Origin of the sequence: Actinoallomurus soli, assembly GCF_024055715.1 — a bacterium.
Taxonomy (GTDB): Bacteria; Actinomycetota; Actinomycetes; order Streptosporangiales; family Streptosporangiaceae; genus Actinoallomurus; species Actinoallomurus soli.
In genome coordinates this window covers 1-26,163 of the sequence record NZ_JAMXMV010000043.1, presented here as the reverse complement: position 1 = coordinate 26,163, position 26,163 = coordinate 1, and the positions used below count along the sequence as shown (strand labels likewise).

Genomic DNA, 26,163 nt, shown 5'->3' with positions numbered 1-26,163 from the left:
AACCGCCTCAAGCAATGGCGCGGCATCGCCACCCGGTATGACAAACTCACCCGCCACTACCGGGCAGCGATCACCCTGGTCTCCGCATTGTTGTGGATCACCACATGATCCACCGGACAGGCCCTAGCCGGCGCCGCGGTATTCGGCGGCATCCTGGCCAGCCGGATACAAGCCTTCCACGAGGCCCGGCCACTGGTCCGGCTCGAACTACTGGAGGCAGGGCCGAAGACACAACGGACAGCGATCCTGGCTGGTGAACTGGACGTCGGCTACAGCGCTCTCGCGGCCCCGGCGGGTGAACCCCGACTGACCTCGACCCGGGCGAGCTCGGTCTCCTTCCTGGTCGCATTGCCCGCCGAGCACACCCTGGCCAAGTGCCAGACGCTGACCGCCGAGCAGATCACCGGCGAGGAACTAATCGAGTACGCCACCAGCGAGGGGCCGGACGATCTCATCTCTGATTGGCTACGCCGTTCCGGCCTGAATCTGCCGACCTCTTCAGCCCGCTTTCGCGCGGACAGCGCACTGGGTGTGCTCGCGTTGGTCGCTGCCCAGGTCGGCCTGGCCATCGTCCCGGCTGACGTCGCCCGGGCTGCCGTGCGGGACGTGGTATACCGGCCGCTCGCTGAGCCCGACCTCACCATTGACTTCCACCTACTGCACCGCACCACTGAAACCAACCCGGCCGTGGCAGCGTTCCTGAACACCAGCATCTAGGTGTGTCTCGAAGTAGGTGGAGCCATTGGTCGATGGCGATGATCTGGAGGACGACCTGGTAGCGGATGGAGAGCCCCGGATCTGGGGTCGATGCGACGGTTGAAAGTGAGGCCTGTGGGTGCCCGTAATTCGGGTCCCCCTATGCGACCTGGGTGTATTCATGTAGGAGGCCACCGAGTCTGTCTCGTCGGGTGACCTTGATGTCGGCGTCGACGGGGTCGGGGAGCGGTCGGAGTGGGCTGGCTTGGTTCAGCGCCCGGTGTGGCCGGTGGCTGTTGAAGTGGGACTCGTATTCGGCGAGGATCTTGCGCCGGTGGCGGGCGTTCATGATGAGGGTCCGGTCGAGGAGTTCGCGCGTACGCTGCCGACCCAGCGTTCGGTGATTGCGTTCATCCGTGGAGCCTGCGGGGCGGTGAGCACCACATCGATCCCCTCGGTGCGGAAGACCTCGTCGAACATCGCGGTGAACTTCGCGTCGCGGTCACGAATCAAGAATGTGAAGCCACCTGCCCGGTCACCCAGGTCGAGGATCAGGTTCTTGGCCTGCTGGGTGACCCATCCGGCGGTCGGGTCGGCAGTGACGCCCAGGACATGGACGCGGCGTGTGGCGTGCTCGACGACGGCGAAGCAGTAGAGCCGCGCCAAGGTCCAGCGGTGCTTGACCAGATCGGCATGCCAGCGCAGCAGCGTGACCATCAGCCCGATCCGGCATGGCTTCGGAAGCAGCCGGGTCAGTGCGGAGATCAGGGCACGATCGGCCCACGATGGTCTGGGCCGGGCGACCTGGCGGCGTAACACTGCCAGCCGGTGCCGCAGCACCAGAATCTCGGCCTCCTTGGAGACATCCGAGCGCAGGAGCAGAGCCATGGCGCCGAGGAGCTTGATGAAGATCAGATAGACGAGTCGCAAGGCCACGAACCCGAATCCTGCCGCGCCCGGGCGACGCTTGTACGCCAAATGAGAAGTCCCAGCTCACAGGCAGTGGCCGAACTCTGGGCACCCACAGGCTCAGGCGCTGTCGGCGGCACGCAACCGGGCCAGCGTGCGACAGCCGCGTTCGATGAGTTCCAGGTCGCCGTGTGACGTGCCGTAGCAAATGCCGGAAACGGCATCGAGTACGGCGCCGACGACCAGGTGTTCGTTCTCAGCCGGGGTGAGTGGCCTGCCATAGCCGGCCATGGCCGCCTCGTACAGGTCCGGGCGGCCGGCCCAGGCATCGGACAGGCGTACGAAGTCGCGTACGGCGGGGCCCTGTTCGCTGCGCTCGAAGTCGATCACGTACAAGGTGCCGTCATCCCAGAGCAGGTTCCGTAGCTGGAAGTCGCCGTGCGTGGGCACGAGTTCGAGGTCGGGCAAGTGGGCAGCCCGCTGCGCCATGGCGCGAATGAACTCCTCGTCGCCGGGCGCGACATGGGCACGGGCGCCGTCGAGATGGCGCTCTAGCTTCCCGAGGAGGACCGGCTCACCGGAGGCCGGCTGGGCAGGGGCGCTGTGGTGGATCGCGGCTGCGAGCGCACCGATGCTGTGAAAGATGCGCCGCTGTTCGTCGGGCGTATGGACGGCGCCATGCAGCGAGCGCCCTGGGATGGCGGTGACGACGATCGCCCGTAGCACCGAGTCGACGGCCACCAGCCGGGGCGCGGCTGCTCCCAGAGTCGGAACCCAGCTGCGGTAGGCGCCGACTTCCCGGTAATGGAATCGGTCGTTCTGATGAATCTTGACGAACCAGACCCCGCCCTCGGCGCCTCGTACCCGCCAGACGCGACTGTCCTCCCGCGCCCACGACACGTCCGCCCAGTCGGCGATGCGGCCGACCGCCCGTTGGGCGAACTCTCGCACCGGCGCATCTGGCCGTCCCGCGGGAATGTCCCTGGCTCCGGGAATGTAGCGCAGCCGATCCGCTGCGGTGTCGTAGGGGATCGGGTCGGTGGACTGCTGGAAGTGGACGGCGAGCCGATTGCCGGCCCGGTAGGCGTCCAGCCCGGCCCGGCAGTAGGCCACCATCGGGGAGGGCAGGTCGTCGAGCGGGTACCAGTCCATCGCGTCGCACACGGCGGGTTCGTGGATCTGTGGTGTTCCTTGCCAGTGCCGGACCTCGAAGAAGACGCCGATCCGGGCGCTGCCGCCGGGGCTGCGGTGGTGCACCGTGACGGCGAAGCGGACATCGGCCGCCTGGATGGTCACGCCGGTCTCCTCCTTCGCCTCGCGGATGAGAGCGGTGACGACGTCCTCGTGTGGGCCGTCCAGATGACCCGACGGCAGATGCCACAGCCCGGCCGCGTAGACCTGCCCGGCCCTGCGAGACAACAACACCTCAGGACCGGCGGTGCCCTCGCGGCGCAGGATCAGATGAACATCGACCGGCTCGGTGTGCCGCGGTTTGTCGCCGAGAATCCCCGCCCGCCGGCCTTCGGATTCATTCGGCCTGGCACCGCACTCATCGGCCGGGATGGGTGCGGGGTGGTCAGGGCCACTCATCGCGGTGCCTCCTTGTCGACGTCATACGGAGCCGTGAGCTGCCAGGACAGGGTGCCGCTGCCGGATCCAGCGCTGGCCTGCTGCGCGCCGTCGGGCCCGAACTCCAGCCGGTAGACCTCAGGTTCGCCGGCGGCCCGCCACCGGGCGGCGGTGTCCTGGATCTCGCCCCAGATGTCCCGTGGCCCCTCGGCGGTGACCACCCAGCCGTCCGCGCCGTCACGTCGCGCCGTCACCCAGGATCCACAACCGGGAGCGCCGATGACCAGGCCCTCGGCGCCGCGGGGATCACAACCGGCTGAGATTCGGCTGCATGACCGAGCGCCTGCGGTCGATTCAACAATTTAGGCACTCCGCCGCCCCGCCCGTCCTCAGGACCTGGGCCACGCCTGGGCCGAGTTACAGCGTTTTGTTAACTGCTGTTGCTGGTCTTAACCACGTTGTTGACTGGGCAGTTGCCCTCGCTGCGGCCGCACGCGGCGAAGTCGCAGAGGCGACACAGCCAAGGCTGTGGACGGTCGCTGGTGTGGACGGAGCGTTCCTCGGCTCTGGCGAGGGTCACTGCGGCCAACATCGTGTCCAGCGTTACCGCAAGATTGTCGATCTCGTCCGGGGACAGCGCGGACAGTGCGCTCGCCAGTGACTTCTCGCGCGTTTGAAGTATCCGTGCGGCCGTGCGCCGGCCACGTTGGGTCAGGACAACGGAGACAGCCCGTCCGTCCTGTGCTCCGACGCGCTCGACGAGGCCTTCGGCGGCGAGACGGTCGACAAGGCGGACGGTGCCCGAGTGAGTCAGGCCGAGCATGGAGCTCAGCTGCGTGACCGATCCGCCGTCGAGGAACTCGTGCATCGCGACGAGGGCGGCCGGGGCCGACGGGCCGAGTGCCGCAATCGCTTCGACGGCGGTGTTCATCCGGTCGGCGACTACGAGGCTCAAGGCGCCGAGGACGTTGGCGGCGTGCCGGTGGCTTGACGTGGTTCGTGGCATGGCTCTAGTTTATATGCATGAGTCACACACATTCTACAGGGAAGCGCGGGGAGTCGACGGCGGAGCTGTCGATGGTCAACATCGACAGCTCCGACCCAGCTGGACTGGCGCGGTTCTACGCGGCCGCGCTGGGTTGGGAGGTCACCTACAGCGACGACAGCTACGGGATGGTCGAAGGCAACGGCATCAAGATCGGCTTCGGCAAGGTCGAGGGATTCCATCCCGCGCAATGGCCCGACGAGGATGGCGCCAAACGCTTCCACCTCGACCTACAGGTCGACGACCTCGACCAGGCGGCCGAGAGCCTGATCGCGATCGGAGCTAGTCAACCCGACTCCCAACCCGGCGCCGGCCGCTGGCGGGTGCTGCTCGACCCCGACGGCCAACCGTTCTGTATGAGTCCCCGTCCCGCCGCCACGCCGTAGCATGTCGTGTCCGATCTCACGGAGCTTCTCGTCCAGGACGCCGAGTCTTGGCACGCCTGGTTGGACAGCCACCATGCCGACCACCCCGGGGTCTGGCTGGTGCTGCACAAGAAGGGCGGACAGACGACGGCCCTAACCTACGCGGAAGCGCTTGACGAAGCGCTGTGCTTCGGCTGGATCGACGGGCAGATCGCTCGACGTGACAACGACAGTTATCGCCAGCGCTTCACGCCCCGTCGGCCGAACAGCTCTTGGTCCGCGCGAAACGTCGAGCACGTCACCCGTCTTACCCAGGCCGGACGGATGCGGCCGGCCGGGGTCGCGGCCGTCGACGCGGCCAAGGCGCAAGGACGGTGGCAAGCGGCCTACCGCGGGCAGGCCGACATGCAGACCCCGCCCGATCTAGCTCAGGCACTGGCGGCGAATTCCGCCGCAGCCGCGACTTTCGACCAGTTGGACGCAGCCAACCGCTACGCCATCGTCTACCGACTCAACGCCGTCAAGCGCACGACGACCCGGGACCGCAAGCTGGCCGAGTACGTCGACATGCTCGCCCGCGGCGAATCCCTCCATCCTCGCAAGCCCGGGAGCGACCGTCGGTGACTGTTCGCGTCGCGATCGGTGGTCGTTGATGCCTGCCGACACGACCGAGAAATCCTCGACCGAAAAATTCATTAAACGACGACCTCCGCCAAGGCGCGTTAGATGACGGGCCCGGATGGGCGCACGTAACCGACGAAGGGCAGGACCCATGGAAGCACGCATGAAGAGCGTGGCGAATCCCGACGTGATCACAGGGATCACGCATCTCCAGAAGGCGATTCACGCCCGTGGCGTCGACCCGCTCGTGCTCGAGCTGGTCCATCTGCGGGCCAGCCAGATCAACGGCTGCAGCCCGTGTGTGTTCGCCGGCGTCCAGACGGCGAAGAAGCATGGAGAGACCGAGGAGCGGCTGCACAGCGTCGTCGCCTGGCGCGAGACCCCGTTCTTCACCGAGGAGGAGCGGGCGGCGCTCGCGCTGGCCGAGGCCGCCACCCGGATCCAGGACGGGGCGCCGGGCGTGACCGACGAGATCTGGGACGCTGCTGCCACCCACTTCGGCGAGAAGCAGACGTCCGCGATCATTCTGGAAATCGCAATCACCAACTTCTTCAACCGGATCAACCACACGATCCGGGAGCCGGCCGGCAAGGCATGGTGAAGGCGGGCGGGCGTCATCCGTCCAGAGGCCGCGGTGGCGACGTGGCGAAGGACGTGATCGGCCGGCTCCACCGCTGACCGATCCAGCGCCACTTCCGGCAGGCCCCCCGTCCTGGGCTCCCACCTTCGGCGGGGGTTCTGCGTGTTGACGCCTGTTGCCGCACTCAGGCAACAGGGAAGTCGTATGCAACCTTGCCCGCGCTCGAACGCCAATTCTGCTGGCTGGCTGCGACCAGATGAACGAACTCATCGAACACGCCGGGGGACGGGCGTCCTCGTCGGTCTGCGCCCGCACCCGCTTGGTCGTCGCGGGGGACAACGGCGGCTCGAAGAAGGCCAGGGCGGAAAGCTTTCAGATTCCCATCGCCGCTCCGGAGGAGTTCGCCGTTCTCGTCGCCGACTTCATCTGACCGGCCGCCCGGGCCGCGGCCGCGATGCTCGCCGGTCGCCGTCGATCGCCCAGAGTTTTCCCGGGCGGTCGAGGGCGCTGATGAGAGGTCGCTGCCGACGAGCACGACGTTCATCGCTGATGCACGTGGGTTCCTCCCTATAGAGCTCACGGCGTATGGGGCGGCGCGGTTATGTTTCGTTGCGTGCCAAGGCGAGGATCGCCATGTCGTCCTGGCATTGTCTGCCGGTCCATCGCGTGACGTTGTGTGCCAGGGCGTTCACCAGTTCGTGCGGTGAGGAGTGTCTGGCGTGAGCGAGTCCGAGGCTGGGGTCGTAGAAGGTTCCGTGCTGGTCACGGGCCTCGGTGATGCCGTCGGTGACCAGCAGCAGTGTGGCGCCGGGCGGCCAGTCGATGGTGTCCGGCTGAGCCGCGCCGTTCGCCGTCGGTAGGTCCATGCCCAGGGGAAGGTCGGGAGCGCTCGGCTCCAAGGTCGCCACACGGCCGGCGTGTAGGAGGTAGGGAGGTGTGTGTCCCAGGCTGAGCAGGGACATCTTGGTCGCATCCGGTGGGATCTCGACGAGCAGAGCGGTGACGAAGCCTTCTTCGAGGTGATCCACGAGCTCGGGGCACCTCTCCCGGGCGAGCGTAGCGTTGAGCCGGTCGGCCAGCTCCGGCAGCGTCGCGGCTTCCTCGGCCTCATGCCGGAACGCGCCGATGACCAGGCAAACGGTGGAAACCGCCTTCAATCCCTTGCCGCGGACGTCGCCGATGATCACCCGGATCCCGAACCGGGTGGCCCGCACCGCGTACAGGTCGCCGCCGACGCGTGCCCCGGCCTGAGCCGCTTCGTAGCGCGCGGCGATCTGCAGCGGCCCCAGCGCGGTGGGCGGATCCGGCAGCACCGCCCGCTGCGCCGCCTCCGCGATGTCCCGGACCACCGCCAGGTTATGGGTCTGCCGATCCATCAGCCACTTGGTCCACAGTCCGATGACGCCCACCAACAGCACGATCGCCAGATCGACGAGCACCGCTGTCATCGCGCGGCGTAGTAGGAGATCGACCCCAACCGACACGACACCCGCCACCGCCGCGGTGGTCGCGCTCGACCGCCACGGAAGCAGGACACCGGCCACGAGCGGAGCAGCCGCCAGGAAAGGCAGACCGACATAGGGCTGCGGGCCCAGCAGATCGGCCGCTGCCCCTCCGGCGATCATCAACGTCGGCATACCCCGAAGCATGACAACAGGGTCGATGCGGATACGTTTCATGCCTTCCCCCCCCCGGAAGCGCCTCCTTACGATGCCCCTGAACAGGGACGATACCCGCCGCACCCAAAGGACCGCTTTGAGCGGTGCGGTGGTGCCGGCTCAGGGCGAGGGCGATGTGATCCGCGTCTGGTTCGTCGGCGGTTGGCCGGCAGGTCGTACCCGGGCGGCCGGGTGGTGCCTGTGGGCGGATTCACCAAGATCACGGCACGCGAGCACACATGGAGCACACGTGATCGCCAGACCGCCCTGAAACAGACACTGGGCGCTCCCGGTGGAACCGAGAACGCCCAGGTCGGGACGGGTGCCCCGCCAGGGACTTGAACCCCGAACCCGTGGATTAAGAGCCGCTAGCTCTTGCCCAAGGGCGTGCCTACGCGTCAGGGGCGGGTCGGCTCCTCAGCGAACTTCCCGTACGCCTCGGCCTGCTCATCAGTTAGAAACTCCACCGGCACGAGCGGAAAGTAGCCAGCCCCGATCAGTCCCGCTCGTAGCCGGTCGGAGGTCATCATCGGGACTCGCTAGGCCGTGCCAGGGGGCCACCGCGACGACACGGGCGGCTCACGACACGCGTGCCCCGGGCGGGGCCGGGCCGGGGCCGGAGCGGCTGCGTTCCCCCTGCGATCGTGGAGACCGAACATGGGAGAAGGTCGGGTCCCTGGTGGTCGCTTCGGGCAGTGGGGGCTCTTTGGCTCGTTCGACGGGAGCGTCCCCTCACTCCGTGGCGGTGAAGGCACGGCGGTAGGCCGACGGTGACGTGCGCATCGCCCGTACGAAATGCGACCGGTAGGTGACCGGGCTGGCGAACCCGACGGTGCGGGCGATCTCCTCGACCGACGCGGAGGTCTTCTCCAGCAGCGGCAGGCTCGCCTGGATCCGCTGGTCGATCAGCCAGCGGGTGGGACTGGTCCCCGTGCACCGGGCGAAGTGCCGCAGGAAGGTACGGGTGGACATGTGCGCGCGACGTGCGAGGACATCAACGGTGATCTGTTCGCGCAGGTTGGCCAGCGTCCAGGTCATCACCTGGGCGATCCGGTCCTCACCGACGTCGCCGGGCACGGGCGCCTCGATGAACTGCGCCTGCCCGCCGTCGCGATGCGGCGGGACGACCAGCCGACGCGCCACCGCGTTGGCGATGCTCGGCCCATGGTCCTGGCGGATGATGTGCACGCACAGGTCCAGGCCCGCCGCGCTTCCGGCGCTGGTCAGCACGTCGCCGTCGTCGATGTAGAGAACGTCGGGGTCGACCCGCACCAGCGGGAAGCGGCGACGCAGCAGACCGGCGTACTGCCAGTGAGTGGTCGCCGGACGATGGTCCAGCAGACCGGCGGCGGCCAACGCGAACGCCCCCGAGCAGATGGAGACGATCCGGGCACCCCGGCCGTGCGCCCGCCGCAACGCGGCCACCAGTTCGGGTGAGCACTCGCCCCGCACGTCGCTCACCCCCGGCACGATGACGGTCTCGGCCGCGGCGAAGACGTCCAGACCGTACTCGGTGTGAATCGTCGCACCACCGACGATGGGCACCGGGCCCGGCCGTTCGGCGCACACCCGCAAGCGGTACCACGGCACGTCCAGCTCCGGCCTCGGCAGACCGAACACCTCGGTGACGATGCCGGTCTCGAACGGCGACATTCCCTCATAGGCGAGTACCGCGACCATCGAACCGGGCCTCGAACGGATCGACATGGCGGAATCCTAACGATTGATGACATACGCGCCACTGTCTGGCCGTGCCCTCGCCCGCCATCATCGTCGGCGTGTCCACTGTCCTCGCCACCGCGCCGGCGTCTCCCGACGAGACCGCCCGCCAGTTCGCCGCACGACCGGCCTTTGGAACGGACGTGTCCGACGTCCACGCCGACCTGCAGGGGGATGCGACCGTCGTCACCTGCTGCCGGGGCTCCGCGTGCAGCGGGGCGACCCGCGCCGCGCCGGCCTTCGCCCGCCCGGGATACCGGGTGAAGGAGTCGATCGGCGGCTATGAGTACCGGGTCCGCGAAGGGTTCGCCGCCCAGACCGCGACCGGGCGCGTCGCCAACCCGGTCGGCTCCCTGACCGCGCCGGTGGCGGGCGCGTACTGCGGCTGCCGACATGAGTGTTGAGACATCGGCCCCGTCCGCGACCGGACCGGGTCAGGCCGGCCGCCGGGGCCGGGCCCGTGATTTCAATCTGTTGTGGGGCGGGCAGAGCATCAGCCTTCTCGGTGACCAGGTCTGTATCCTCGCTCTGCCGCTCGCCGCCGCGCGGGAACTGCACGCCAGCAACCTGCAGATCGGCTTCCTGGGTGCCGCCACAAAGGCGTCCTACCTGGTCCTCGGCCTGCCCGCCGGTGTCTGGGTGGCCTGGATCGGCATGCGCCGCTCGATGCTCGGTGCGGACGTCCTACGCGGTCTGGCCGTGCTGTCGCTTCCAGTCGCCGGCCTGTTCGGTGCGCTGACGCTGCCGCACCTGCTGCTGGTGGCCTTCGTGGTCGGCGTCGGCTCGGTGTTCTTCCAGGTGGCGTACCAGTCCTATCCGCCCTTGCTGACCTCCGGCCCGGACCACCTGCACGCCGCCAATACGAGGCTGTCGTTCTCCGAGTCGACCGCTCTGCTCGCCGGGCCAGGTCTGGCCGGAATGGTGATCGCCGCATGCGGGGCCGTCCGTGCGCTGTTCGCCGACGCGGGAAGCTACGTCCTGAGCATCGTCACACTCCTGGCGATCCGGCACCGCGAATCCACCCCGGAAAAGACGGCACGGCGCCCGCTGTGGCAGGAGGTGGGTGAAGGCCTACAGTTCGTCGCGCGGCATCCACTGCTGAGGCCGATCATGGTCTGTGGTGCGTTGTACAACCTCGGCGTCGCCATGTACGACTCGATGATCGCCGTTTTCGCCGTGCGGCACCTGCACATCGCCACCTTCGCGCTGGGTCTCACCCTCGCGGCGGGCGGCGCCGGCTTCCCCCTCGGAAGCCTTATGGCACGCCGCCTGGCGAGCCGGTTCGGTATCGGGCCTTCCCTCATCATCGCCGGCCTGCCCTCGGTGGCCGGTCTGGCGATCGGCGCAGCCGCGTACGGAGGCCTCTCGGTCCCGATGCTGACCGCCGGAACCTTCATCAACGGGATCGGCCAGGGCAGCTTCGCGGTCAACGCCATCACCGTGCGCCAACTCGCGACACCGGAGCCGATGGCCACACGGGCGACGGCGATTCACCGATTCGTGACCTGGGGTGTGCTCCCCGTGGGCTCCATCATCGCCGGGACGATCGGCGATGCCTTCGGTCTGCGGGCGGCCATGGTCACCGCGGCCGTGACCGCCACGACCTGTATGGCACCGCTCGGTTTCTCCCGGCTGCGCACCGAACGCGTGCTCGGCGAGGCCGCCCGATGACCGAAACGGCGTCGCTAACCCATGCACGTTGGGAGGCGTAGTCCCCATAGTCGGTGACCCGACTACCTGCGCTGATGCCTGCTTTTTCCGGTAGCGCTCTGCGGCACTGATCGTCTATTCACCGAATGCGCTGACCGGCTGAGACCGGCAGATGTACTGGAGATCTGCAGGAAACGCAGTGATCACGAATATGTCGACTGATCTTCGGTCCGAAGGCCGGCCTAGGAAGAAGGGACCGCTTATGGTGAAGTTCACGAAGCGGGCGGTGCTCGCGCTGGGTATGGCGGCTGTGTTCGCGGCGCCGGTTGCGGTGAGCACTCCGGCGATGGCGGCATCGTCGCCGATCGCTAGCGGGTGGGCCGGTCGTCGGCCGAGACGTGCCGCTGGTCTCGGCGTGAACACCCGCGACCTTCAGATCTACGCGACGGGACCGACCTGGGGCGAAGGCCCACGGCGGCATGCCGGGGCGCGGGCGCTTGCGGCCAAGACCGTGGAGACCGCGGTCGTCACCGCCCCCCTTCACGGCACGCCCCTACGGAACGCTCCGTGACGGACGATGGTGACGGGCGTGCGCGGTGGCGGGGCGGGCGCCCGCCACGCTCACCGCGGCTCCTCCGGCACGAGCCGCTCGTCGTCCGATCCGGGCGGCGTTTCAGGCGTGTCGATGGGCGATCGGGTCCGGTGCCGGCGTAGTCGGAGCGCGGCGGCGACGAAGGACGCGACCAGGGGCCGGTGGTCGTGTTCGTTCCAGGCGAGGACGAGGCGGCTGGGTGGGGTGTCGGTCACCGGAACGCCGACCAGGTCGGCCGGGAGCGGTTCGACCAGCGAGCGGGGCAGTACGCCGATCATCCGGCTCACCGTGATCATGTGGAGCAGCTGGGTCACGTCGGCGACCTCGGGGCCGGTGCCGTCGCCGCCGGGGACGCCTTTCCAGCGTGGCAGCGTCTCACCTTCCAGATCGGACATGCGCACCGAAGGGCGCCCCGCCAGCCGGTGCCCGGCCGGGACGATCACTATGCGGTCCTCGGTGTGCAGGGTCTCGTGGGCCAGGCCGTCGAGGTCGTCGAACGGGGCATAGAGCAGGCCGACGTCGGCGCGGCCGTCGTGCAGGATCTCGGTGCGGTCGGCGGGGCCGCTGAACAGGATGTCCACCCGGCGGGCGTCGGGCTGGTGGGAGTACTCGGCCAGGATCCCGGACAGCAGGCCGGCGTCACCGCCGGGCTTGAGCACGAGACGCAGGTGGGCGTGGGGGTCGCCGGCGTGCCGGGCGTTGCGGACGGCGGCGCTGACCGCGTTGAGGGCGTGCCGCCCGTGTTCCCGCAGTGCCTGTCCGGCCGGGGTGAGGGCGACGTGCCGGCTGGAGCGGATGAACAGGGGGACGCCGAGCCGGGTCTCGATCCGCCGGATCGCCTTCGACAGCGCCGGCTGGGCGATCGAGAGCCGGATGGCGGCCCGGCCGAAGTGCAGTTCGTCGGCGACCGCGAGGAAGTACTCGAGCTCACGGGTCTCCAGTTCAACCATGCCCCCAGGTTATCACCGAAGATCGAACCGGTCTTGGACGCCGACGGTATACGCCGTCGAGAATCAATGCATGATTCACCATGCGATACTCGTTTCCTTCGATCAGCCCTTGCCTGACACCGAGCTCGATCAGTTCCTCATGGATATCGAACGGGGCGAGCGGAGCGAGCGAGTCAACGACGCAGCGCCTCTGGTCGCTCCCCCGGCGAAGGAGGGCGCATGAGCGCGATGTCGGGTCGGACGCCGCCTCCTTCGTCGCCGGGATCGCTGCGTATCGCCGCGCGCGATGATCAGACACCCGGCGCCACGGGCGCACGGCGGCTCGTCGCCAAGGTTCCCGAGGTCACCGCACTGTTCTGGATCATCAAGATCCTCACGACTGGAATGGGCGAGACCTTTTCGGATTTTCTCGTCAGCCACGTCAATCCGGGACTCGCCCTGGGCGGCGCCGCGATCGCGTTGGCGATTGCGCTGATCGCCCAATTCCGCAGCGATCGCTACCGCCTCTGGATCTACTGGTCGGCCGTGGTCATGGTGGCCGTCTTCGGCACCATGATCGCCGACGTTCTCGACTTCGTGGTCGGCCTTCCGTACCTGGTCACGACGGTGGGGCTCTCGATCGTGCTGGCCGTGATCCTCGTCCGGTGGTACGTCCGGGAGAGAACCCTGTCGGTGCACAGCATCACCACCCCACGCCGGGAACGCTTCTACTGGTCGATGGTGATGACCACCTTCGCACTCGGCACCGTCGCCGGCGACCTGACGGCCAACTGGCTGCGCCTTGGGTACCTGGGCTCGATCGTCCTGTTCGCCATCGCCATTGCCGTCCCGGCCGCCGCGTACCGCTGGGCGGGCCTGGGCACCGTCACCGCGTTCTGGTCCGCCTACATCATCACCCGTCCGCTCGGCGCGTCGATCACCGACTGGCTGTCCTCGTCTCGCCAGGACGGCCTCGGCCTGGGCACCGGATGGATCAGCCTCGGCGCGACGATCGCCATCGTCGCGCTGCTCGGACTGCTCGGGATGCGCGGAGCCGACCCGACCGCCGGCCTTCACTCCGACGCCGTCCACCCCACCGAGGAGGCGGACGGTTAAGGAGCCTTCTCCGAGTGCCGTTCCGGCCTGACCGCGTACACGACGGACGTGTAGCGGAAGGCATTCGAGAGCCGCCGATATGCGCGGCGCCCACAGAAAGGCATGTGCCTTGGAACTCATCGCGATGGAAGAAGCCTTTCGCCATCCCCGAACTTCAGGCCGAATACCCCGTGCCCAGGACGGTCACCGCCGGCCACTGGCAACGCCGTACGGGTCCGTCACCTGCACACCTGAACACGGGTTCGTCCCGACTGTGGGCACGTCACGACGAAGCCGTGACCTGAGAGGATGAGGAATCCGTACGTGAGCACGACTCGACCCGGCGTATCACCGGCGCCGCCGTCTTCTCTGCTGTGGAAGGCCGTCGGAATCGGGCTGGCCGTCATGACGCTGGAAGGCTATGACCTCGTCGCCTTCGGCGCGACGGCGCCGCTGTTGCACCGATATCGGCCGTGGGGCCTTTCTCTGCCGGCGCTGGGCGTGCTGGGCAGTCTCACACCCGTGGGAATGCTGTTCGGGGCCCTACTGGTCGGGCAGCTCACCGACCGGTACGGGCGACGGCGAACGGCGTTGATCAGCCTCATGGCCGTCTCACTGGGGATGTTCACGTGTGCGTTCGCCCCCGATCCACAGGTGTTCGGCGCCGGCCGAATCATGGTCGGGCTAGGGGTCGGTGCGATCTACCCCGCCATAACACCGCTGATCTTCGAGCTCACGCCGGCGACGCGAAAGAACCTGTACTCGGCGATCGTTCAGTGCGGCGTCACGATAGGGGGATCATCGGCCGCGATGGTGGCCGGCGTCCTCCTGCACGGATCCGATTTCCGGCTGGAGTACCTCGTCGGCGGTGGCGTCGGACTGCTGCTGTGGGTGATGACCCACCGCTGGCTGCCCGAATCACCGGCGTACCGGCGGACATCCGCGGAGGCGCGGAGGGCGCCTGAAGACGGCGGGTTCCGTCTTGTGCTGCGGCCACCGTACGTGGGAACGACAACGCTGTTCTGCGGCATGGTGATCTGTTCTTTCCTGCTCATCTTCGGGATGAACACCTGGTTGCCGCAGTTGATGCAGGCGGCGCGGTACCCCCTGGGCTCCTCACTGACGTTCCTCACGCTCCTCAACCTCGGTGCGACGGTCGGAGGACTCGCGATGGCGCTACTCGCCGACCGCGCCGGGTCGAAAGGGCCCATCATCGCGTGTTTCGTCGTGGCCGCGGGCGCCATCACCGGCTTGAGCATCAAGTCGCCGCCGGCGATCCTCTACCCGGTGGTGATGATCGGCGGCGCAGGCGCGCTCGGCGTTCAAGGGCTCATCAACGTGTACATCTCGCGCACTTACCCGGTGCACGCCCGGGGCAGCGCGGTGGGTGTCACGCTGGGAATAGGCCGGATCGGTGCCATCGCCGGCCCGACTCTGGGAGGCTGGATACTCGCCGCCGGTTTCGCGCCGCAGTGGAATTTCGTTCTTTTCGCGATACCGGCGTTCCTCGGCGCAATTCTCGCTTTCGCCATCGGGTCAGGGAGACTCCGGCGATTCGCGGGGAAGGCTCCTGTCGCGCGGCTGGTCGAAGAGCCGGCCGAGCCGGCGCCGTGAGGGGGTACCCCGCCGCCGACCTGGTTGAACCAGCCGGGCCGGCCCACCCTGGATGCGGCGGTGCTCCCGGGGTTCCGCCGGGCCATCGCCACCACCCACCGCGAGCCGGGGCGGTTTTTTCTAACGAGACGCTTTGCCGGCCTCCCGAGTTCGCGTGACATCCGTCACGGCGGAAAAAAATGAGAAACCGGATCTTCCCGTGAACCTCCGCGCCATCACCGGACATCGAACTTACCAGTCGAGTCAGTAAGCAACCGGGGAGGTTTTACCCATGCAGTTCAAGAGCCTGCGTACGACTGCCGCTCTGGCTTGTGGTGTCGGGATGGCCGCTCTCGCCCTCACCGGCTGCAACGTCGATGGCAAGGTGTCGGCGGCGTCGGGTCCATCGGCGCAGACGGCGCCGAGTTCGTCGGGGACGGCGTCGGCCGCCACCGGCACCCACGGTGGGAAGGCGGTGGCGGCGCACACCGGTCCGGGCGACACGCCGAGCTGCATGGCATCCGAGCTCAACGCCGAACTGCAGATTCAAGATCCCGGCTCCAACGAAGAGGAAGCGGAAAAGGCGATCGCCACGCTGACCATCACCAACCGGTCGGGCGAGACCTGCTACCTGCCGGCCGGCTGGACACCGCTCGGGAAGGGCGGGCGGAACAACTACACCGCGATTCCCTCGACCCAGGTGAGCTATCCCGGTCCCGGCACGACCATCACGCTGCGGCCCGGACGTTCGGCCTTCGCCGGAACGAAGTGGCACACCACCAAGGGCTGCCCCGGCGGCGTCACCGACGGCCTCGGCGTCGCCTGGCACAGCACCTGGATCCCGCTCACCTACCACGGCCTCGACGACGGCTACCAGCCGCCGATCTGCGACAGCCTCACCCTGGGCACCCTTCAGCCCACCATGAACGGCGTCAACTTCACCTGACCCGTCCCGAATGCACGGAACAGGCCAGGCACACGGGGCCGTAGGGAGCGGGAACGCGAACGTTCCCGCTCCCTGCGCGTGTCAGCCGCCTGCTCGGCCAAGGGTCCGCTCACTCGGGCTGTGCGGGTGTGTGTTGGCGCGTCATCGCGTCGCAGCGACACAAAAGTAAACGGTACGGTAAAGTCTACTTCTGGCGGGATCGGATTCGCGGCGGTCGGCTCGGTTGGCGAGGGCCCGCAGAGGCGACCACGAACTCTGCTTGTACACCCCGTGTATAGAGAGGTTCTCTCATGTCACGCCGAAGACCGGGCCGTGGCCCTGCGCAACGGCTCCACGCCCACCACGGCCGGCAAATACCGGATCACGCTGCAGGTGACCACCCGCCACCACAACGCCCTGACCTGCTTCGCGGAACGACGGGCCGGCGGCGACCTCGGCGATGAGCACATCATCACCGCCGGAAACACCGTACCGGTCACCACCGCCGTGCCGGCCGGCACCCGGTACAACCTGATCTGCCTCGGCACCGCACAAGGCCGCCAGGTCCTCAACGGCACCGTCACCGAGACCACCCGATGACCCCACCACACACCCGCAATGCTTTACGCCTGTGCCGGCAGATGTCCCCCGCGTGAGCTACCCCGAGTGCCCACTGAGAGGTGACATATCGGAGGCAGCCGGATTCGTGGCGTTATCGTGTGTGCGGTCTCTGGCCGCGGGATCTTGCGAAGGTGCGACATGCAACCGTTGAAACATCCTCGAATGGCAGAGCTCGCGGCGGTCGAGCGGACACTGTGCGCCGCGGTGGCCGGGCAGGGCGGCGTGCTCCTCGTCTGCGGCGAGGCGGGCATCGGCAAGACGGAACTGATCGACCGGGCGCTGGACCGGGTGGCGGGTCTGCGGCGGCTCCGCGCCGCCGGGAGGGAGTTCGAGACCGAACTCCCGTTCGCCGGGCTGCACGAGCTCTGCCGGCCGCTGCTTCCTTACCTGGAGACGCTGCCCGGCCCGCAGCGGGCCGCTCTGGAAGTGGCCTTCGCGGTGCGGGAGGGCACGTTGCCGGACCTCTTCCGGGTCGGCCTGGCGGTGCTCGGCCTTCTGTCGGCCGCCGCCTCCGAGCAGCCGATCGTGTGCGTGGTCGATGACGCGCAGTGGCTCGACCACGCCTCGACGCAAGCCCTGGCGTTCGTGGCGCGCCGCATCGAGCACGACCCGATCGCACTCCTGTTCGCCGTCCGGGGGGGCGGAGTGCCGGACCTGCTCGACGGGCTGCCCGAGCTCACGCTCACCGGGCTCGGCAATGAAGACGCGCTCGCGCTGCTGGCCTCCCGGATGCGCACGCCGCTGGACGAGCGGATCCGGGACCAGATCATCGCCGAGGCTCGCGGCAACCCTCTGGCGCTGCTCGAGCTGCTGCGGAGCGTGGCCACCGGCGAGCTGGCCGGCGGCTTCGGGCTGCCCAATGCGCTTTCGGTGCCCGCGCGGATAGAAGCCGCGTACCGGGAGCGCCTGGCCCCCTTCCCGGAGAGCACCCGGTGGCTGCTCCTGCTGGCGGCGGCCGAGCCACTCGGCGATCCGGTCCTGCTGTGGTGGGCGGCGGAAGAGCTCGGCATCGGAACCGAGGCGGCCGACCCGGCCGAGGCCGCGGGACTGGTCGACGTGGGCGTCCGCGTGCGGTTCCGGCACCCGCTGGTCCGGTCGGCGATCTACCGGGCGGCATCACCGGAGGACCGCCGTACCGCGCACCGCGTGCTGGCCGACGTCACCGACCCGCTCGTCGACCCGGATCGCCGGGCGTGGCACCTTGGCCAGTCGGTCCTCCTGCCCGACGAGCGCATCGCGGACGAACTCGAACGCGCCGCCGACCGGGTGTCGGCCCGCGGTGGCATGGCGGCCGCGGCAGGCTTCCTGGAGCGCGCTACGGCCCTGACCCCGGATCCGGCCCGCCGGGCCCTACGCGCCCTGAGAGCGGCGCGCTTCAAGTACTGGACCGGGGACGGCGAAGCCGGGACCGACCTGCTGGCCACCGCCAAGACGGGGCCGCACGATGAACGGCAACAGGCGCTCGTCGAACTGCTGGCCGCACAGATGTCCATCCTCAGCGGGCCTGGAATCAAGGATCCGGCTCCGCTGCTCGACGCGGCACGGACGCTGGAGGCGTACGACCGGCCGAAGGCCCACTACTCCTATCTGGCGGCGTTCGTGACGGCGATGCGCGCCGGTCGCCTCGGGCCCCCGGAACTGTTGGCCGACACCGCGCGTCAGCTGGCGAAGACGCTGGAGGAGGCGCCCGGCGCGTCCCCGACACCGATGGACCTCCTGTTGGAGGCGCTGATCACACGGGAGGTCGAAGGTTACGTGGCGGCCGTTCCGTCATTGCGGCGGGCCGTCGGCGTCTTCCTGTCCGAGACGGAGCAGGTGAATCGTCACTACCAGTGGGCGGCGCTGGCCAGCGCGGTGGCGATGGACCTGTGGGCGTACGACGACTGGCGCACGCTCTCCGAGCGCCAGGTGCTGTTCCTGCGTCGTACGGGGACGCTGAAGGCGCTGCCGAGCGCATTGCAGTATCACGCTTACGCGCACATCCTCGCCGGTGAGTTCCACGACGCCGAGGCGCTGATCGCCGAGGCGGCCACGCTCGCTCCCACCGGGAACCCCAGCGGCCCGCCGTTCGCCGACCTGACGCTCCGCGCCTGGCGTGGGGACCGGGAGGGGAGCGCCGCGTTGATCGAGCAGATACTCGAGTCGGCACGTGAAACCGGCGAGGGCCACAGCCTGTCGGTGATCGACAGTGCGAACGCGGTGCTCAATAACGGCTTCGGCCGATACGACGCCGCCTTCGAGGCGGCCGCGGAGGTCTGTCGGTACGGCGAGCTGGGGTTCGGCGCGTACGTCCCGCCGGAACTGGTGGAGGCCGCCGCGCGCAGCGGACGGCATCGGCTCGCCAAGCCGGTGCTGGAGACCTTCGTCGAACAGACCGAGGCGAGTGGCACCGACCTGGCCATCGGTCTGCAACGGTACGCATGCGCTCTGCTCGAGGACGGCCCCGGCGCCAAAGACCTCTACCGGGAGGCGATCGACCGGTTGTCCCGCGTCGGTGCCACGGTCTATCTCGCCCGGGCCCACCTGGTCTACGGGGAGTGGCTGCGCCGTACGGCGAGGCGTGGCGACGCCCGGGTGCAGTTGCGCACCGCGTACGAGATGCTGTCCGGGATGGGGGCCGCCGGGTTCGCCGAACGCGCCGCCCGTGAACTGTCCGCCTGCGGTGAGCGTCCGCACGCGCCCGTCACCCCACCACGCGATCTGCTCACCCCACAGGAACTCCAGATCGCCCGGCTCGTCGCCGGCGGTGCGACCTCCAAGGAGGCCGCCGAACAGCTCTTCGTGAGTCCGCGCACCGTCCACGCCCACCTGCGCAACATCTTCAAGAAACTCGGGATCACCTCTCGCCTGCAACTGCGTGACCTGAAGCTGGACTCGCCGCTGGAACTGGATCTGGATGGGGGTCCGATGTCCGGCGACGGCCCGGAGGGATCCGGCGATCTTCGTGAGGCGGACGCCGACGGGACGTACCGTGCCGAAGAGCCCTAGGTATTGCCGATGGCGACGAAATAGGCAACGTTGCCTATACACCCGCCGCCCATGACGCCCCCACACTCGATCCATGACTGCTCCACGGCTCGGCGAATGTGCGCACATGCAGTGACGTTCCGCTGCCGAGGACTACCGGCCAGGACGTGCGAACCGTTGCGAGCACGCGGCCGGAAACGGGGCGGCTCTTTCGAGCGGTGCCCGAGGAGCAGGTCCGCTCCCCTGAACGAGCTCCGGTAACGACTCCCGTGAAAGGCGAGCCGCCATGGCGAATGAACCATCGGTGACCGTGGGTGGGGTGACGTACCAAGTCACCCCCGAGTATCTGGCCGGCGCGGTGTCGGACACGAGCAGCGCGGCGGAACAGATCAAAGCCGAGCTGGACCACATCAAGACCTACGTCAACAGCCTCGAGGACGTCTGGGGGGGCGTCGCGCACGACCGCTTCGTGGCGCTGATGGCCGAGTACGACATCCTCGCGAACATACTGCACGACTCTCTGACGACCATCGCGAGCGGACTGCAGGGCAACTACCTCAACTACGTCAACCACGAACAGCAGAACATCACCAACCTGCAGAACATCGAGGCGGGCATGCCGGGCGGCCATACCGCCGTGGCCAACCTGACCTGACGACGTCCCCGCGGAACCGAGGAGAGCGGAACATGGCCGACATCGACGGCAGGGAGATGTACGTCGGCGAGGGACTGGGTGCCGCCGGCGTCTGGATCAACGGGCGCGCCGGGCAGATCAGGGACGAGCTGAAGGCATTGGAGGGCAAGCTCGCGCCGCTGCAGGAGGGGTGGAACCACAGCCTGGCGGCGGACTACTACCAGCGCCTGCAGGGGGATTGGAACCTCGCCGCCGAGGGACTGTTCGGCCCGGACGGGGTCCTGGGGCAGATCGCCCACGCCATGAACGTCAACTGGGGCAACTACACCGACGCCGAGTGGTCGAACATCCAGACGTGGAAGCACTGACCACGGCCACAGGTCTGCCCCTGAACGTGCAGGCGATGAGTTCGAGGAAGCGAGGATCCGCCGGTGGCCGATGAGCGCTGCCGGATCACCGTCGTGGGCGAGCGCAGAAGCGTGGACCTGGCGGTGCCGGCGCAGGCGCCGATCGCGGAGTACGCCCAGGCTCTGGCGGACATGTGCGGGCAGGCGGACTCGGACGCGATGCCCGCGGCCTGGTCGCTGGCGCCGGCGGGAGGCGCTCCGTTCCAGCCGAGCCAGTCGCTCGGCGCCGTCGGCGTACTGGACGGCGAGACGCTGTACCTGCGGGACGTGCTCCAGGGCGAGCTCGACGGGCCGGTCGTCGCCGACATCGCCGAGCAGGTCGCCGAACTCGACGATGACGGCTTCGAGTGGAACGCCCGGACCCGGGCGTACACCACGCTCGCCCTCGGGCTCCTGGTCGCGGTGGCCGGGGCCGGCGCGCTCGGCACCGGTTCGTACGACGTGCCCGTGCTCGGGCCCGTGCTGTTCGCGGCCGGCGTGGCCTCGGCCGTGCTCGCCTGGGTGAGCGGGGCGAAGGCGTGGCCGATGCCGAAGGGGCTGCGGCTGGCCCTGGCCACGGCCGCCTGCCCGTTCATGGCGTTCGCGGCCCTGGCGTTGTCGCTGCCGGGCGCGGGAGCGCCGGTCGAGGTGACGGTCGCCGCGTCCATCGGCGCGTTCGCGGCCTATCTGGCCGTCCCGTCGGTCACCACGCTCGTGCTGCAGCTGCTCTGCGGGCTGGGGACGGTGCTGACGGTCCCGCTCGCGGTCCTGCACGCCGATCGGGCCGAGGCCGCCGCCGTCGTCGCGGTGGCGCTGTTCTTCCTCCTGAGTGCGCTGCCCCGGATCGCGGCGCAGGTGGCGGCGGTGCCGCCCGGCCCCGCGCTGATGGAGGACGTCGAGGCGACGGTACGCCGGATCCAGCGGCTGCTGATCTTCGTGAACGCGCTGTGCTGCCTGGCGGTGGCCGTCTGCCTGGTGCTGCTGAGCGGTTCCGATGACTGGTTCGCGCTCGGGCTCGTGCTGTGCCTGAGCTTGGCGCTGCTGTGCCGCGCGAGCTCGTCGAGGCTGCGCGCGGTCGTGGCCGCCGTCCTGGCCGGCGCCGCGGTCGGGCTGACGACTCTCGCGCTGCGGGGCGCCGGTCACGTCTTCGGGCCGCACGGTCACCTGAACACCGCGCAGGTCCCCGGCTGGTCGGGCCCGCTGGCGGCGCTCGTGGCCGGCGTCGTGGTGGTGTGGTGGGGCGTGGTGCTGTGCTTCCGCAGTTCGTTGCAGAGCGCCGACTTCGCCGACCGCTGGAGCTGGCCGGGACCGTTCGCCAATTTCCTCGGCGCGCTGAGCGTGCCGCTGGCCGCGGGCGTGTTCGGCGTCTTCGACGCGCTCATGAAGGCCGGCGGGAAGGCGTGACGCCATGCTGACGAAGAGACCCGCCCGAGAGCGGGTGGCGCCCGGGTGGGGAGCGCACAGCACGATCGGCGCCGCCGTGCGCGCCGCCGCGGACGGCGCCGTCGTCTCGGTGCATCCCGGCGACTACCGGGAGAGCCTCATCCTGGACCGCAACGTCACCGTCGTCGCGGAGAAGGGACCCGGCACGGTGCGGATCACCGCACCCCACGGCCCCGCCGTCACCGTGCACGGCGGCCAGGTCGTGCTCCGCGACCTGACGTTCGCGTCCGCCGCACCGTCCGACGTGGTGGTCCTCGCGCGCGGCGGAACGCCGGAGCTGCACGGATGTGAGGTCACCGGCGGCCGGGTCGAGGTCACCGGTGACGCCGTGGCCACGTTCAGGGACTGCGCCGTCCACGGCACCGGCGGTGCGGCCGTCCGGCTGACCGGGACGAGCCGGACGGTGCTGGAGGACTGCGCCGTACGGTCCGCCGGCGGCGACGGCGTCACGGCCGACGACGAGGCCCGCGTCGAATGCACCGGAACCCTCATCGAGGACGCCCGGGACCGCGGCGTCCACCTGACCGGAGCCGCCCGCGGCCGGCTCACCCGCTGCGAGGTGCACGGCACCGGCGCCGCCGCCGTCCACGCCGAGGGACGCTCCGCGCTCGTGCTGCGCGACTGCCGCCTGTACGACACGGGCGGCCAGGGCCTGCGCCTGAGCGGTACGGCCGGGCGGCGCGCGGCGGCCGGCGGCGGTGAGCGCCCGCGCGACGCCGCGTCGGCGGAGGAGCCCGAGAGCTCCCGGTCGCACGCCGTCCTGCTCGGCCGGTGTGAGATCTTCCGTACGGCGGGGGTCGGGGTGCTCGCCGAGGACGAGGCGGCGGCGGTGCTCGACGACTGCCACGTGCACGACACCCGGCGGGCGGGGATCCTCGTCACCGGGACCGGCGCGCTGGAGCTGGACGCCGTTCGCGTCGTCGACGTCGCCGACAGCGGGCTCGCGGTGACCGGCGGGGCCACCGTTCGCGTACGCGGCGGTGTGCTCGCCCGTACCGGGGCGAACGGCCTGTACGCGAGCGGCGAGGCGGACCTCGCGCTGACCGACCACGAGATCCACGACACCGCGTTCACGGCGGTGCACCTGGCCGGCGGGGCGCGCGCCGCGCTGACCGAATGCCGGATCCGCGACACCCCCGAGTACGGCGTCCGGGTGTGCGAGCGGGCCGAGCTGACCGCGGAGGAGACGCGCCTCCAGGACATCGGGATGACGGGCGTGTTCGTGGAGGGCGGCGACGCGGCGCTGCGCGGCTGCCGGGTGACGCGCGCGCAGACCGCGCTCGACCTGCGGACGACGCACCGGCCGTTCGTGTCCGAGTGCGAGATCGGCGACATCGCCGAGATCGGGATCAACGTCGGCCTCGGCGGCGGAGCCGTCATCGAGGGCGCCCGCATCCAGCGCACCGGGTCGACGGGCGTGTTCCTGGACGCCGGCAGCGTCGTACGGCTCGACGACTGCTCGGTGACCGACATCGAGGGCACCGGCCTGTACGCCGGCGCCGACGCCCGGCCGCGTGTCCGCGGGCTGACCGTCGAGCGGCCCGCGCGCAACGGCGTGTTCGTCGCCGGGAACGCGGCGGGTCTGTTCGAGGACTGCCGGATCTCCGACGCCGGATACCCCGCGATCTACGTCGAGGCCGGCGCCACGCCGGTCCTGCGCCGGTGCCACGTGTCCGGTGGCGACCACGACCTGGTGGTGTGCGACGGCGCCGACCCCCTCATCGAGGAGTGCGGGTCGGAGGGCGTCCGCGACGCCGTCCTGCCGCAGGGGGGACGCCCGTCACCGTCCGCGCGTACGGCGACGGCCGCCGGCCGGTCGCAGAAGGCGGGCGGTTCCGTGGCCGCTGCCGAGGACGAGGCGGAGACGACGCCCGAGGAGCGGCTCGCGGAGCTGCACGCCGAGTTGGACCGGCTGGTCGGTCTGGAGGGCGTCAAACGCGACGTCATGGGCCTGACCAAGCTGATGCAGATGGTCAAGGTGCGGCAGGAGGCGGGGCTGCCGCCGCCGCCGCTGTCCCGTCACCTGGTCTTCGCCGGCAACCCGGGCACGGGCAAGACCACGGTCGCCCGGCTGTACGGCGGGTTCCTGCACGCGCTGGGGCTGCTCGAACGCGGTCACCTCGTCGAGGCCGACCGCGGTGACCTGGTCGGGGAGTACGTCGGGCACACGGCGCCCAAGACGCAGGCGGTGTTCCGCCGGGCCCTCGGCGGCGTGCTGTTCATCGACGAGGCCTACTCGCTGGTCCCCTACGGCCAGAGCACCGACTTCGGCCAGGAGGCGATCTCCACGCTGGTGAAGCTGATGGAGGACCACCGCGACGAGGTCGTGGTGATCGTCGCCGGCTACCCGGAGGAGATGCGGCGCTTCCTGGCCTCCAACGCCGGGCTGGGCTCGCGGTTCACCCGCACCCTGACGTTCGAGGACTACGTGCCCGAGGAACTCGTACGGATCGTGGGCTACCACGCCGACCGACACCAGTACGAATGCCCCGAGGAGACCATCGCCGCCCTGCACCGCTTCTTCGACGAACTCCCCAGGGACGAGCAGTTCGGCAACGGCCGCACCGCCCGGCAGGTCTTCCAGCTGATGACCGAACGCCACGCCCTGCGGATCGCCGACGACCTGACGGCCGCGAATTCCGGCGACCTGACGCTGCTCCTGCCGGAGGACCTGCCGCCGTTCCAGGCGGTATGAGACCCGACTGCCGAAGATCGACCATCGGACAGGAGAACAAGTGACCGACATCACGTCTCCCATCACCTCGAAATACGACCAGAACCCTTACACCCCTGATTTCTCCGGCAGCGACGACAGCAACAACAGCGACGATTCCCCGCCGGACATCCTGGGGAACACTCAGTCCCCCAAGGTCACGGTCGCCTGGGACGCGCACCGTTCCTTCAACGACGCTCCGAACGACCCCAACGGGGGAGATAGTCAGAGCACTACGGGTGGGGACGACGCGCAGGATTTCTCGGTCAACTTCGCCACGCTCGGTTCCCAGATCAATTCAATGCTGACCAAGACGAAAACATTGGTGACCGAGTACGAAAGCCTGCGAACGAAGGTCCTGGGTTCGGAGGATACCGTCTTCGGTCAGACCTCCATGCTGCCGGGACAGGGTCCGGCGACATTCGTGAACGGCAACGGCGGCACGGGCTTCTGGTCCCCCAACAGCGACGAAAGCCAAAAACCGTCACCCACGGCCTTCGCGGAGCCGGCGAAGAAATTCGCTGCGGAGATGAATCCGCACCAGGAGAAGGCGCTGCAGGCCATCGGTGCCACACTCGAGCTCGTCGGGGAGTACATCGCCCTCGTGAACTACTCGGGCCAGGTCTACTCTGCGGCCGATCGGAAATCGAAGTTCCCTGATCCGCCGAGCAAAGGGGTTACCGGCTGACGCGTTGACGCGCGTCGTATGGGCAGATCTCTCCCTGCGGGGCAGATTATCGGGTGACAGGGTGAACGCATGAGCGACGAAGTCCGTACCATCGACGGTCAGCAGGTCCACGGCACCGTTGACAACGGTACCTTCTTCTCGGATGACGGCAAGGTGGTCGTCAAGCCCGACGGCACGGTCTTGCACGGGATCACCGATCCCAATACGCACCAGTTCTTGCCGAACGGCGCGACGCGCACCATGCCGGATGGTTCCGTCGTTTATGGCGTCAATTCCGATGGCAACTTCTACTCTGAAGACGGCAAGTTGCTCATCAAGGCCGATGGCACGGTCGAGCACGGGTTCACCGATGGTCAGGGTTATTTCCATTCGGCGCGTACGGTCGATGGTCAGACGGTCTATGGGAGTGACACCACCGATGGCGGGTGGATCTCCGATGACGGTAAGACCGCCTTCGACAAGGACGGGAAGATGGTGCACGGGATCACCGATCCCAACACGCATAACTTCCTGCCGAACGGCGCGACGCACACCATGCCGGATGGTTCCGTCGTTTATGGCGTCAACTCCGATGGCAACTTCTACTCTGAAGACGGCAAGTTGCTCATCAAGGCCGATGGCACGGTCGAGCACGGGTACACCGATGGTCAGGGTTATTTCCATTCGGCGCGTACGGTCGATGGTCAGACGGTCTATGGGAGTGACACCACCGATGGCGGGTGGATCTCCGATGACGGTAAGACCGCCATCGACAAGGACGGGAAG

The 26,163-nt window shown here is 68.8% G+C and carries 26 protein-coding genes; 18 read left to right on the top strand and 8 right to left on the bottom strand.

Features of this window, described 5'->3' with window-relative positions; translation table 11 throughout:
* Positions 1-150 precede the first annotated feature (150 nt).
* On the top strand, positions 151-717 hold the full coding sequence (locus NDW01_RS41970; protein WP_308211886.1) for a LysR family substrate-binding domain-containing protein: 567 nt from the start codon (positions 151-153) through the stop codon (positions 715-717).
* 139 nt (positions 718-856) lie between these two features.
* On the opposite strand, the gene NDW01_RS44615 is transcribed toward NDW01_RS41970, so the two are convergent.
* The 5 genes from NDW01_RS44615 to NDW01_RS41950 form a co-directional block, all read right to left on the bottom strand.
* Positions 857-1,045, bottom strand: a complete 189-nt coding sequence (locus NDW01_RS44615) for an integrase core domain-containing protein (RefSeq protein ID WP_406567815.1) — start codon at positions 1,043-1,045, stop codon at positions 857-859.
* Positions 1,042-1,632: a hypothetical protein gene (locus tag NDW01_RS41965; RefSeq protein ID WP_252830250.1), complete on the bottom strand. Its 591-nt coding sequence runs from the start codon at positions 1,630-1,632 to the stop codon at positions 1,042-1,044. Before NDW01_RS41965 ends, NDW01_RS44615 begins: the two co-directional genes overlap by 4 nt.
* Before the next feature lie 93 nt (positions 1,633-1,725).
* On the bottom strand, positions 1,726-3,195 hold the full coding sequence (locus tag NDW01_RS41960; RefSeq protein WP_252830244.1) for a phosphotransferase: 1,470 nt from the start codon (positions 3,193-3,195) through the stop codon (positions 1,726-1,728).
* On the bottom strand, positions 3,192-3,428 hold the full coding sequence (locus NDW01_RS41955) for a hypothetical protein (RefSeq protein WP_252830242.1): 237 nt from the start codon (positions 3,426-3,428) through the stop codon (positions 3,192-3,194). The genes NDW01_RS41960 and NDW01_RS41955 overlap by 4 nt, the downstream gene beginning before the upstream one ends.
* Positions 3,429-3,604: 176 nt before the next feature.
* Positions 3,605-4,180 carry a MarR family winged helix-turn-helix transcriptional regulator gene (locus NDW01_RS41950; RefSeq protein ID WP_252830240.1) on the bottom strand — a complete coding sequence of 192 codons (576 nt, stop codon included), beginning with the start codon at positions 4,178-4,180 and terminating at the stop codon, positions 3,605-3,607.
* A gap of 71 nt (positions 4,181-4,251) precedes the next feature.
* Between NDW01_RS41950 and NDW01_RS41945 the strand changes: the two genes are divergently transcribed.
* The 4 genes from NDW01_RS41945 (at position 4,252) to NDW01_RS41930 (ending at position 6,215) form a co-directional block, all read left to right on the top strand.
* Entirely contained in the window at positions 4,252-4,605 is a 354-nt protein-coding gene (locus NDW01_RS41945; RefSeq protein WP_252830238.1) for a VOC family protein, read from the top strand.
* A gap of 6 nt (positions 4,606-4,611) precedes the next feature.
* Positions 4,612-5,208, top strand: a complete 597-nt coding sequence (locus NDW01_RS44200; RefSeq protein WP_252830237.1) for a YdeI/OmpD-associated family protein — start codon at positions 4,612-4,614, stop codon at positions 5,206-5,208.
* 160 nt (positions 5,209-5,368) lie between these two features.
* The gene (locus tag NDW01_RS41935; RefSeq protein ID WP_406567816.1) at positions 5,369-5,806 is read left to right on the top strand and encodes a carboxymuconolactone decarboxylase family protein; all 438 of its coding nucleotides are present in this window, start codon (positions 5,369-5,371) and stop codon (positions 5,804-5,806) included.
* 235 nt (positions 5,807-6,041) lie between these two features.
* Positions 6,042-6,215, top strand: coding sequence for a BRCT domain-containing protein (locus NDW01_RS41930; RefSeq protein WP_252830235.1), 174 nt, complete (start codon positions 6,042-6,044; stop codon positions 6,213-6,215).
* Positions 6,216-6,384: 169 nt separating this feature from the next.
* On the opposite strand, the gene NDW01_RS41925 is transcribed toward NDW01_RS41930, so the two are convergent.
* Together NDW01_RS41925 and NDW01_RS41920 are read right to left on the bottom strand one after the other, a co-directional pair.
* Complete coding sequence (locus tag NDW01_RS41925) at positions 6,385-7,464, bottom strand: PP2C family protein-serine/threonine phosphatase (protein WP_252830233.1); 1,080 nt, start codon at positions 7,462-7,464, stop codon at positions 6,385-6,387.
* Between the two features lie 711 nt (positions 7,465-8,175).
* Positions 8,176-9,150, bottom strand: coding sequence for a helix-turn-helix domain-containing protein (locus tag NDW01_RS41920; RefSeq protein ID WP_252830231.1), 975 nt, complete (start codon positions 9,148-9,150; stop codon positions 8,176-8,178).
* A gap of 71 nt (positions 9,151-9,221) precedes the next feature.
* On the opposite strand from NDW01_RS41920, the gene NDW01_RS41915 reads away from it, so the two are divergent.
* Positions 9,222-9,566 carry a rhodanese-like domain-containing protein gene (locus NDW01_RS41915; RefSeq protein ID WP_252830230.1) on the top strand — a complete coding sequence of 115 codons (345 nt, stop codon included), beginning with the start codon at positions 9,222-9,224 and terminating at the stop codon, positions 9,564-9,566.
* Entirely contained in the window at positions 9,556-10,833 is a 1,278-nt protein-coding gene (locus NDW01_RS41910; protein WP_252830228.1) for an MFS transporter, read from the top strand. Before NDW01_RS41915 ends, NDW01_RS41910 begins: the two co-directional genes overlap by 11 nt.
* Positions 10,834-11,433: 600 nt before the next feature.
* Here the strand turns inward: NDW01_RS41910 and NDW01_RS41905 are convergent.
* A complete protein-coding gene (locus NDW01_RS41905; RefSeq protein WP_252830226.1) occupies positions 11,434-12,354 on the bottom strand; it encodes a LysR family transcriptional regulator in 921 nt (306 codons plus the stop codon).
* Between the two features lie 219 nt (positions 12,355-12,573).
* Between NDW01_RS41905 and NDW01_RS41900 the strand changes: the two genes are divergently transcribed.
* From NDW01_RS41900 to NDW01_RS41850, 11 genes are all read left to right on the top strand, one after another.
* The gene (locus tag NDW01_RS41900) at positions 12,574-13,449 is read left to right on the top strand and encodes a COG4705 family protein (protein WP_252830225.1); all 876 of its coding nucleotides are present in this window, start codon (positions 12,574-12,576) and stop codon (positions 13,447-13,449) included.
* A 303-nt stretch (positions 13,450-13,752) separates the two neighbouring features.
* Complete coding sequence (locus tag NDW01_RS41895) at positions 13,753-15,042, top strand: MFS transporter (RefSeq protein WP_252830224.1); 1,290 nt, start codon at positions 13,753-13,755, stop codon at positions 15,040-15,042.
* Between the two features lie 271 nt (positions 15,043-15,313).
* Positions 15,314-15,967, top strand: coding sequence for a DUF4232 domain-containing protein (locus NDW01_RS41890; RefSeq protein ID WP_252830223.1), 654 nt, complete (start codon positions 15,314-15,316; stop codon positions 15,965-15,967).
* 312 nt (positions 15,968-16,279) lie between these two features.
* Complete coding sequence (locus NDW01_RS41885; protein ID WP_252830222.1) at positions 16,280-16,546, top strand: hypothetical protein; 267 nt, start codon at positions 16,280-16,282, stop codon at positions 16,544-16,546.
* Positions 16,547-16,729: 183 nt separating this feature from the next.
* Positions 16,730-19,555, top strand: coding sequence for an ATP-binding protein (locus NDW01_RS41880; RefSeq protein WP_252830219.1), 2,826 nt, complete (start codon positions 16,730-16,732; stop codon positions 19,553-19,555).
* A gap of 298 nt (positions 19,556-19,853) precedes the next feature.
* Positions 19,854-20,189: a WXG100 family type VII secretion target gene (locus tag NDW01_RS41875; RefSeq protein WP_252830218.1), complete on the top strand. Its 336-nt coding sequence runs from the start codon at positions 19,854-19,856 to the stop codon at positions 20,187-20,189.
* A 32-nt stretch (positions 20,190-20,221) separates the two neighbouring features.
* Positions 20,222-20,536 (top strand): WXG100 family type VII secretion target, encoded by a 315-nt coding sequence (locus NDW01_RS41870; RefSeq protein WP_252830210.1) that lies wholly within the window; start codon positions 20,222-20,224, stop codon positions 20,534-20,536.
* Positions 20,537-20,599: 63 nt separating this feature from the next.
* Positions 20,600-21,958 (top strand): EsaB/YukD family protein, encoded by a 1,359-nt coding sequence (locus NDW01_RS41865; RefSeq protein ID WP_252830208.1) that lies wholly within the window; start codon positions 20,600-20,602, stop codon positions 21,956-21,958.
* A 4-nt stretch (positions 21,959-21,962) separates the two neighbouring features.
* Positions 21,963-24,692, top strand: coding sequence for a right-handed parallel beta-helix repeat-containing protein (locus NDW01_RS41860; RefSeq protein ID WP_252830206.1), 2,730 nt, complete (start codon positions 21,963-21,965; stop codon positions 24,690-24,692).
* A 40-nt stretch (positions 24,693-24,732) separates the two neighbouring features.
* Complete coding sequence (locus tag NDW01_RS41855) at positions 24,733-25,398, top strand: hypothetical protein (RefSeq protein ID WP_252830204.1); 666 nt, start codon at positions 24,733-24,735, stop codon at positions 25,396-25,398.
* A gap of 69 nt (positions 25,399-25,467) precedes the next feature.
* Positions 25,468-26,163 (top strand): hypothetical protein (locus tag NDW01_RS41850; RefSeq protein ID WP_252830202.1); only part of this gene is annotated, 696 nt, incomplete at its 3' end.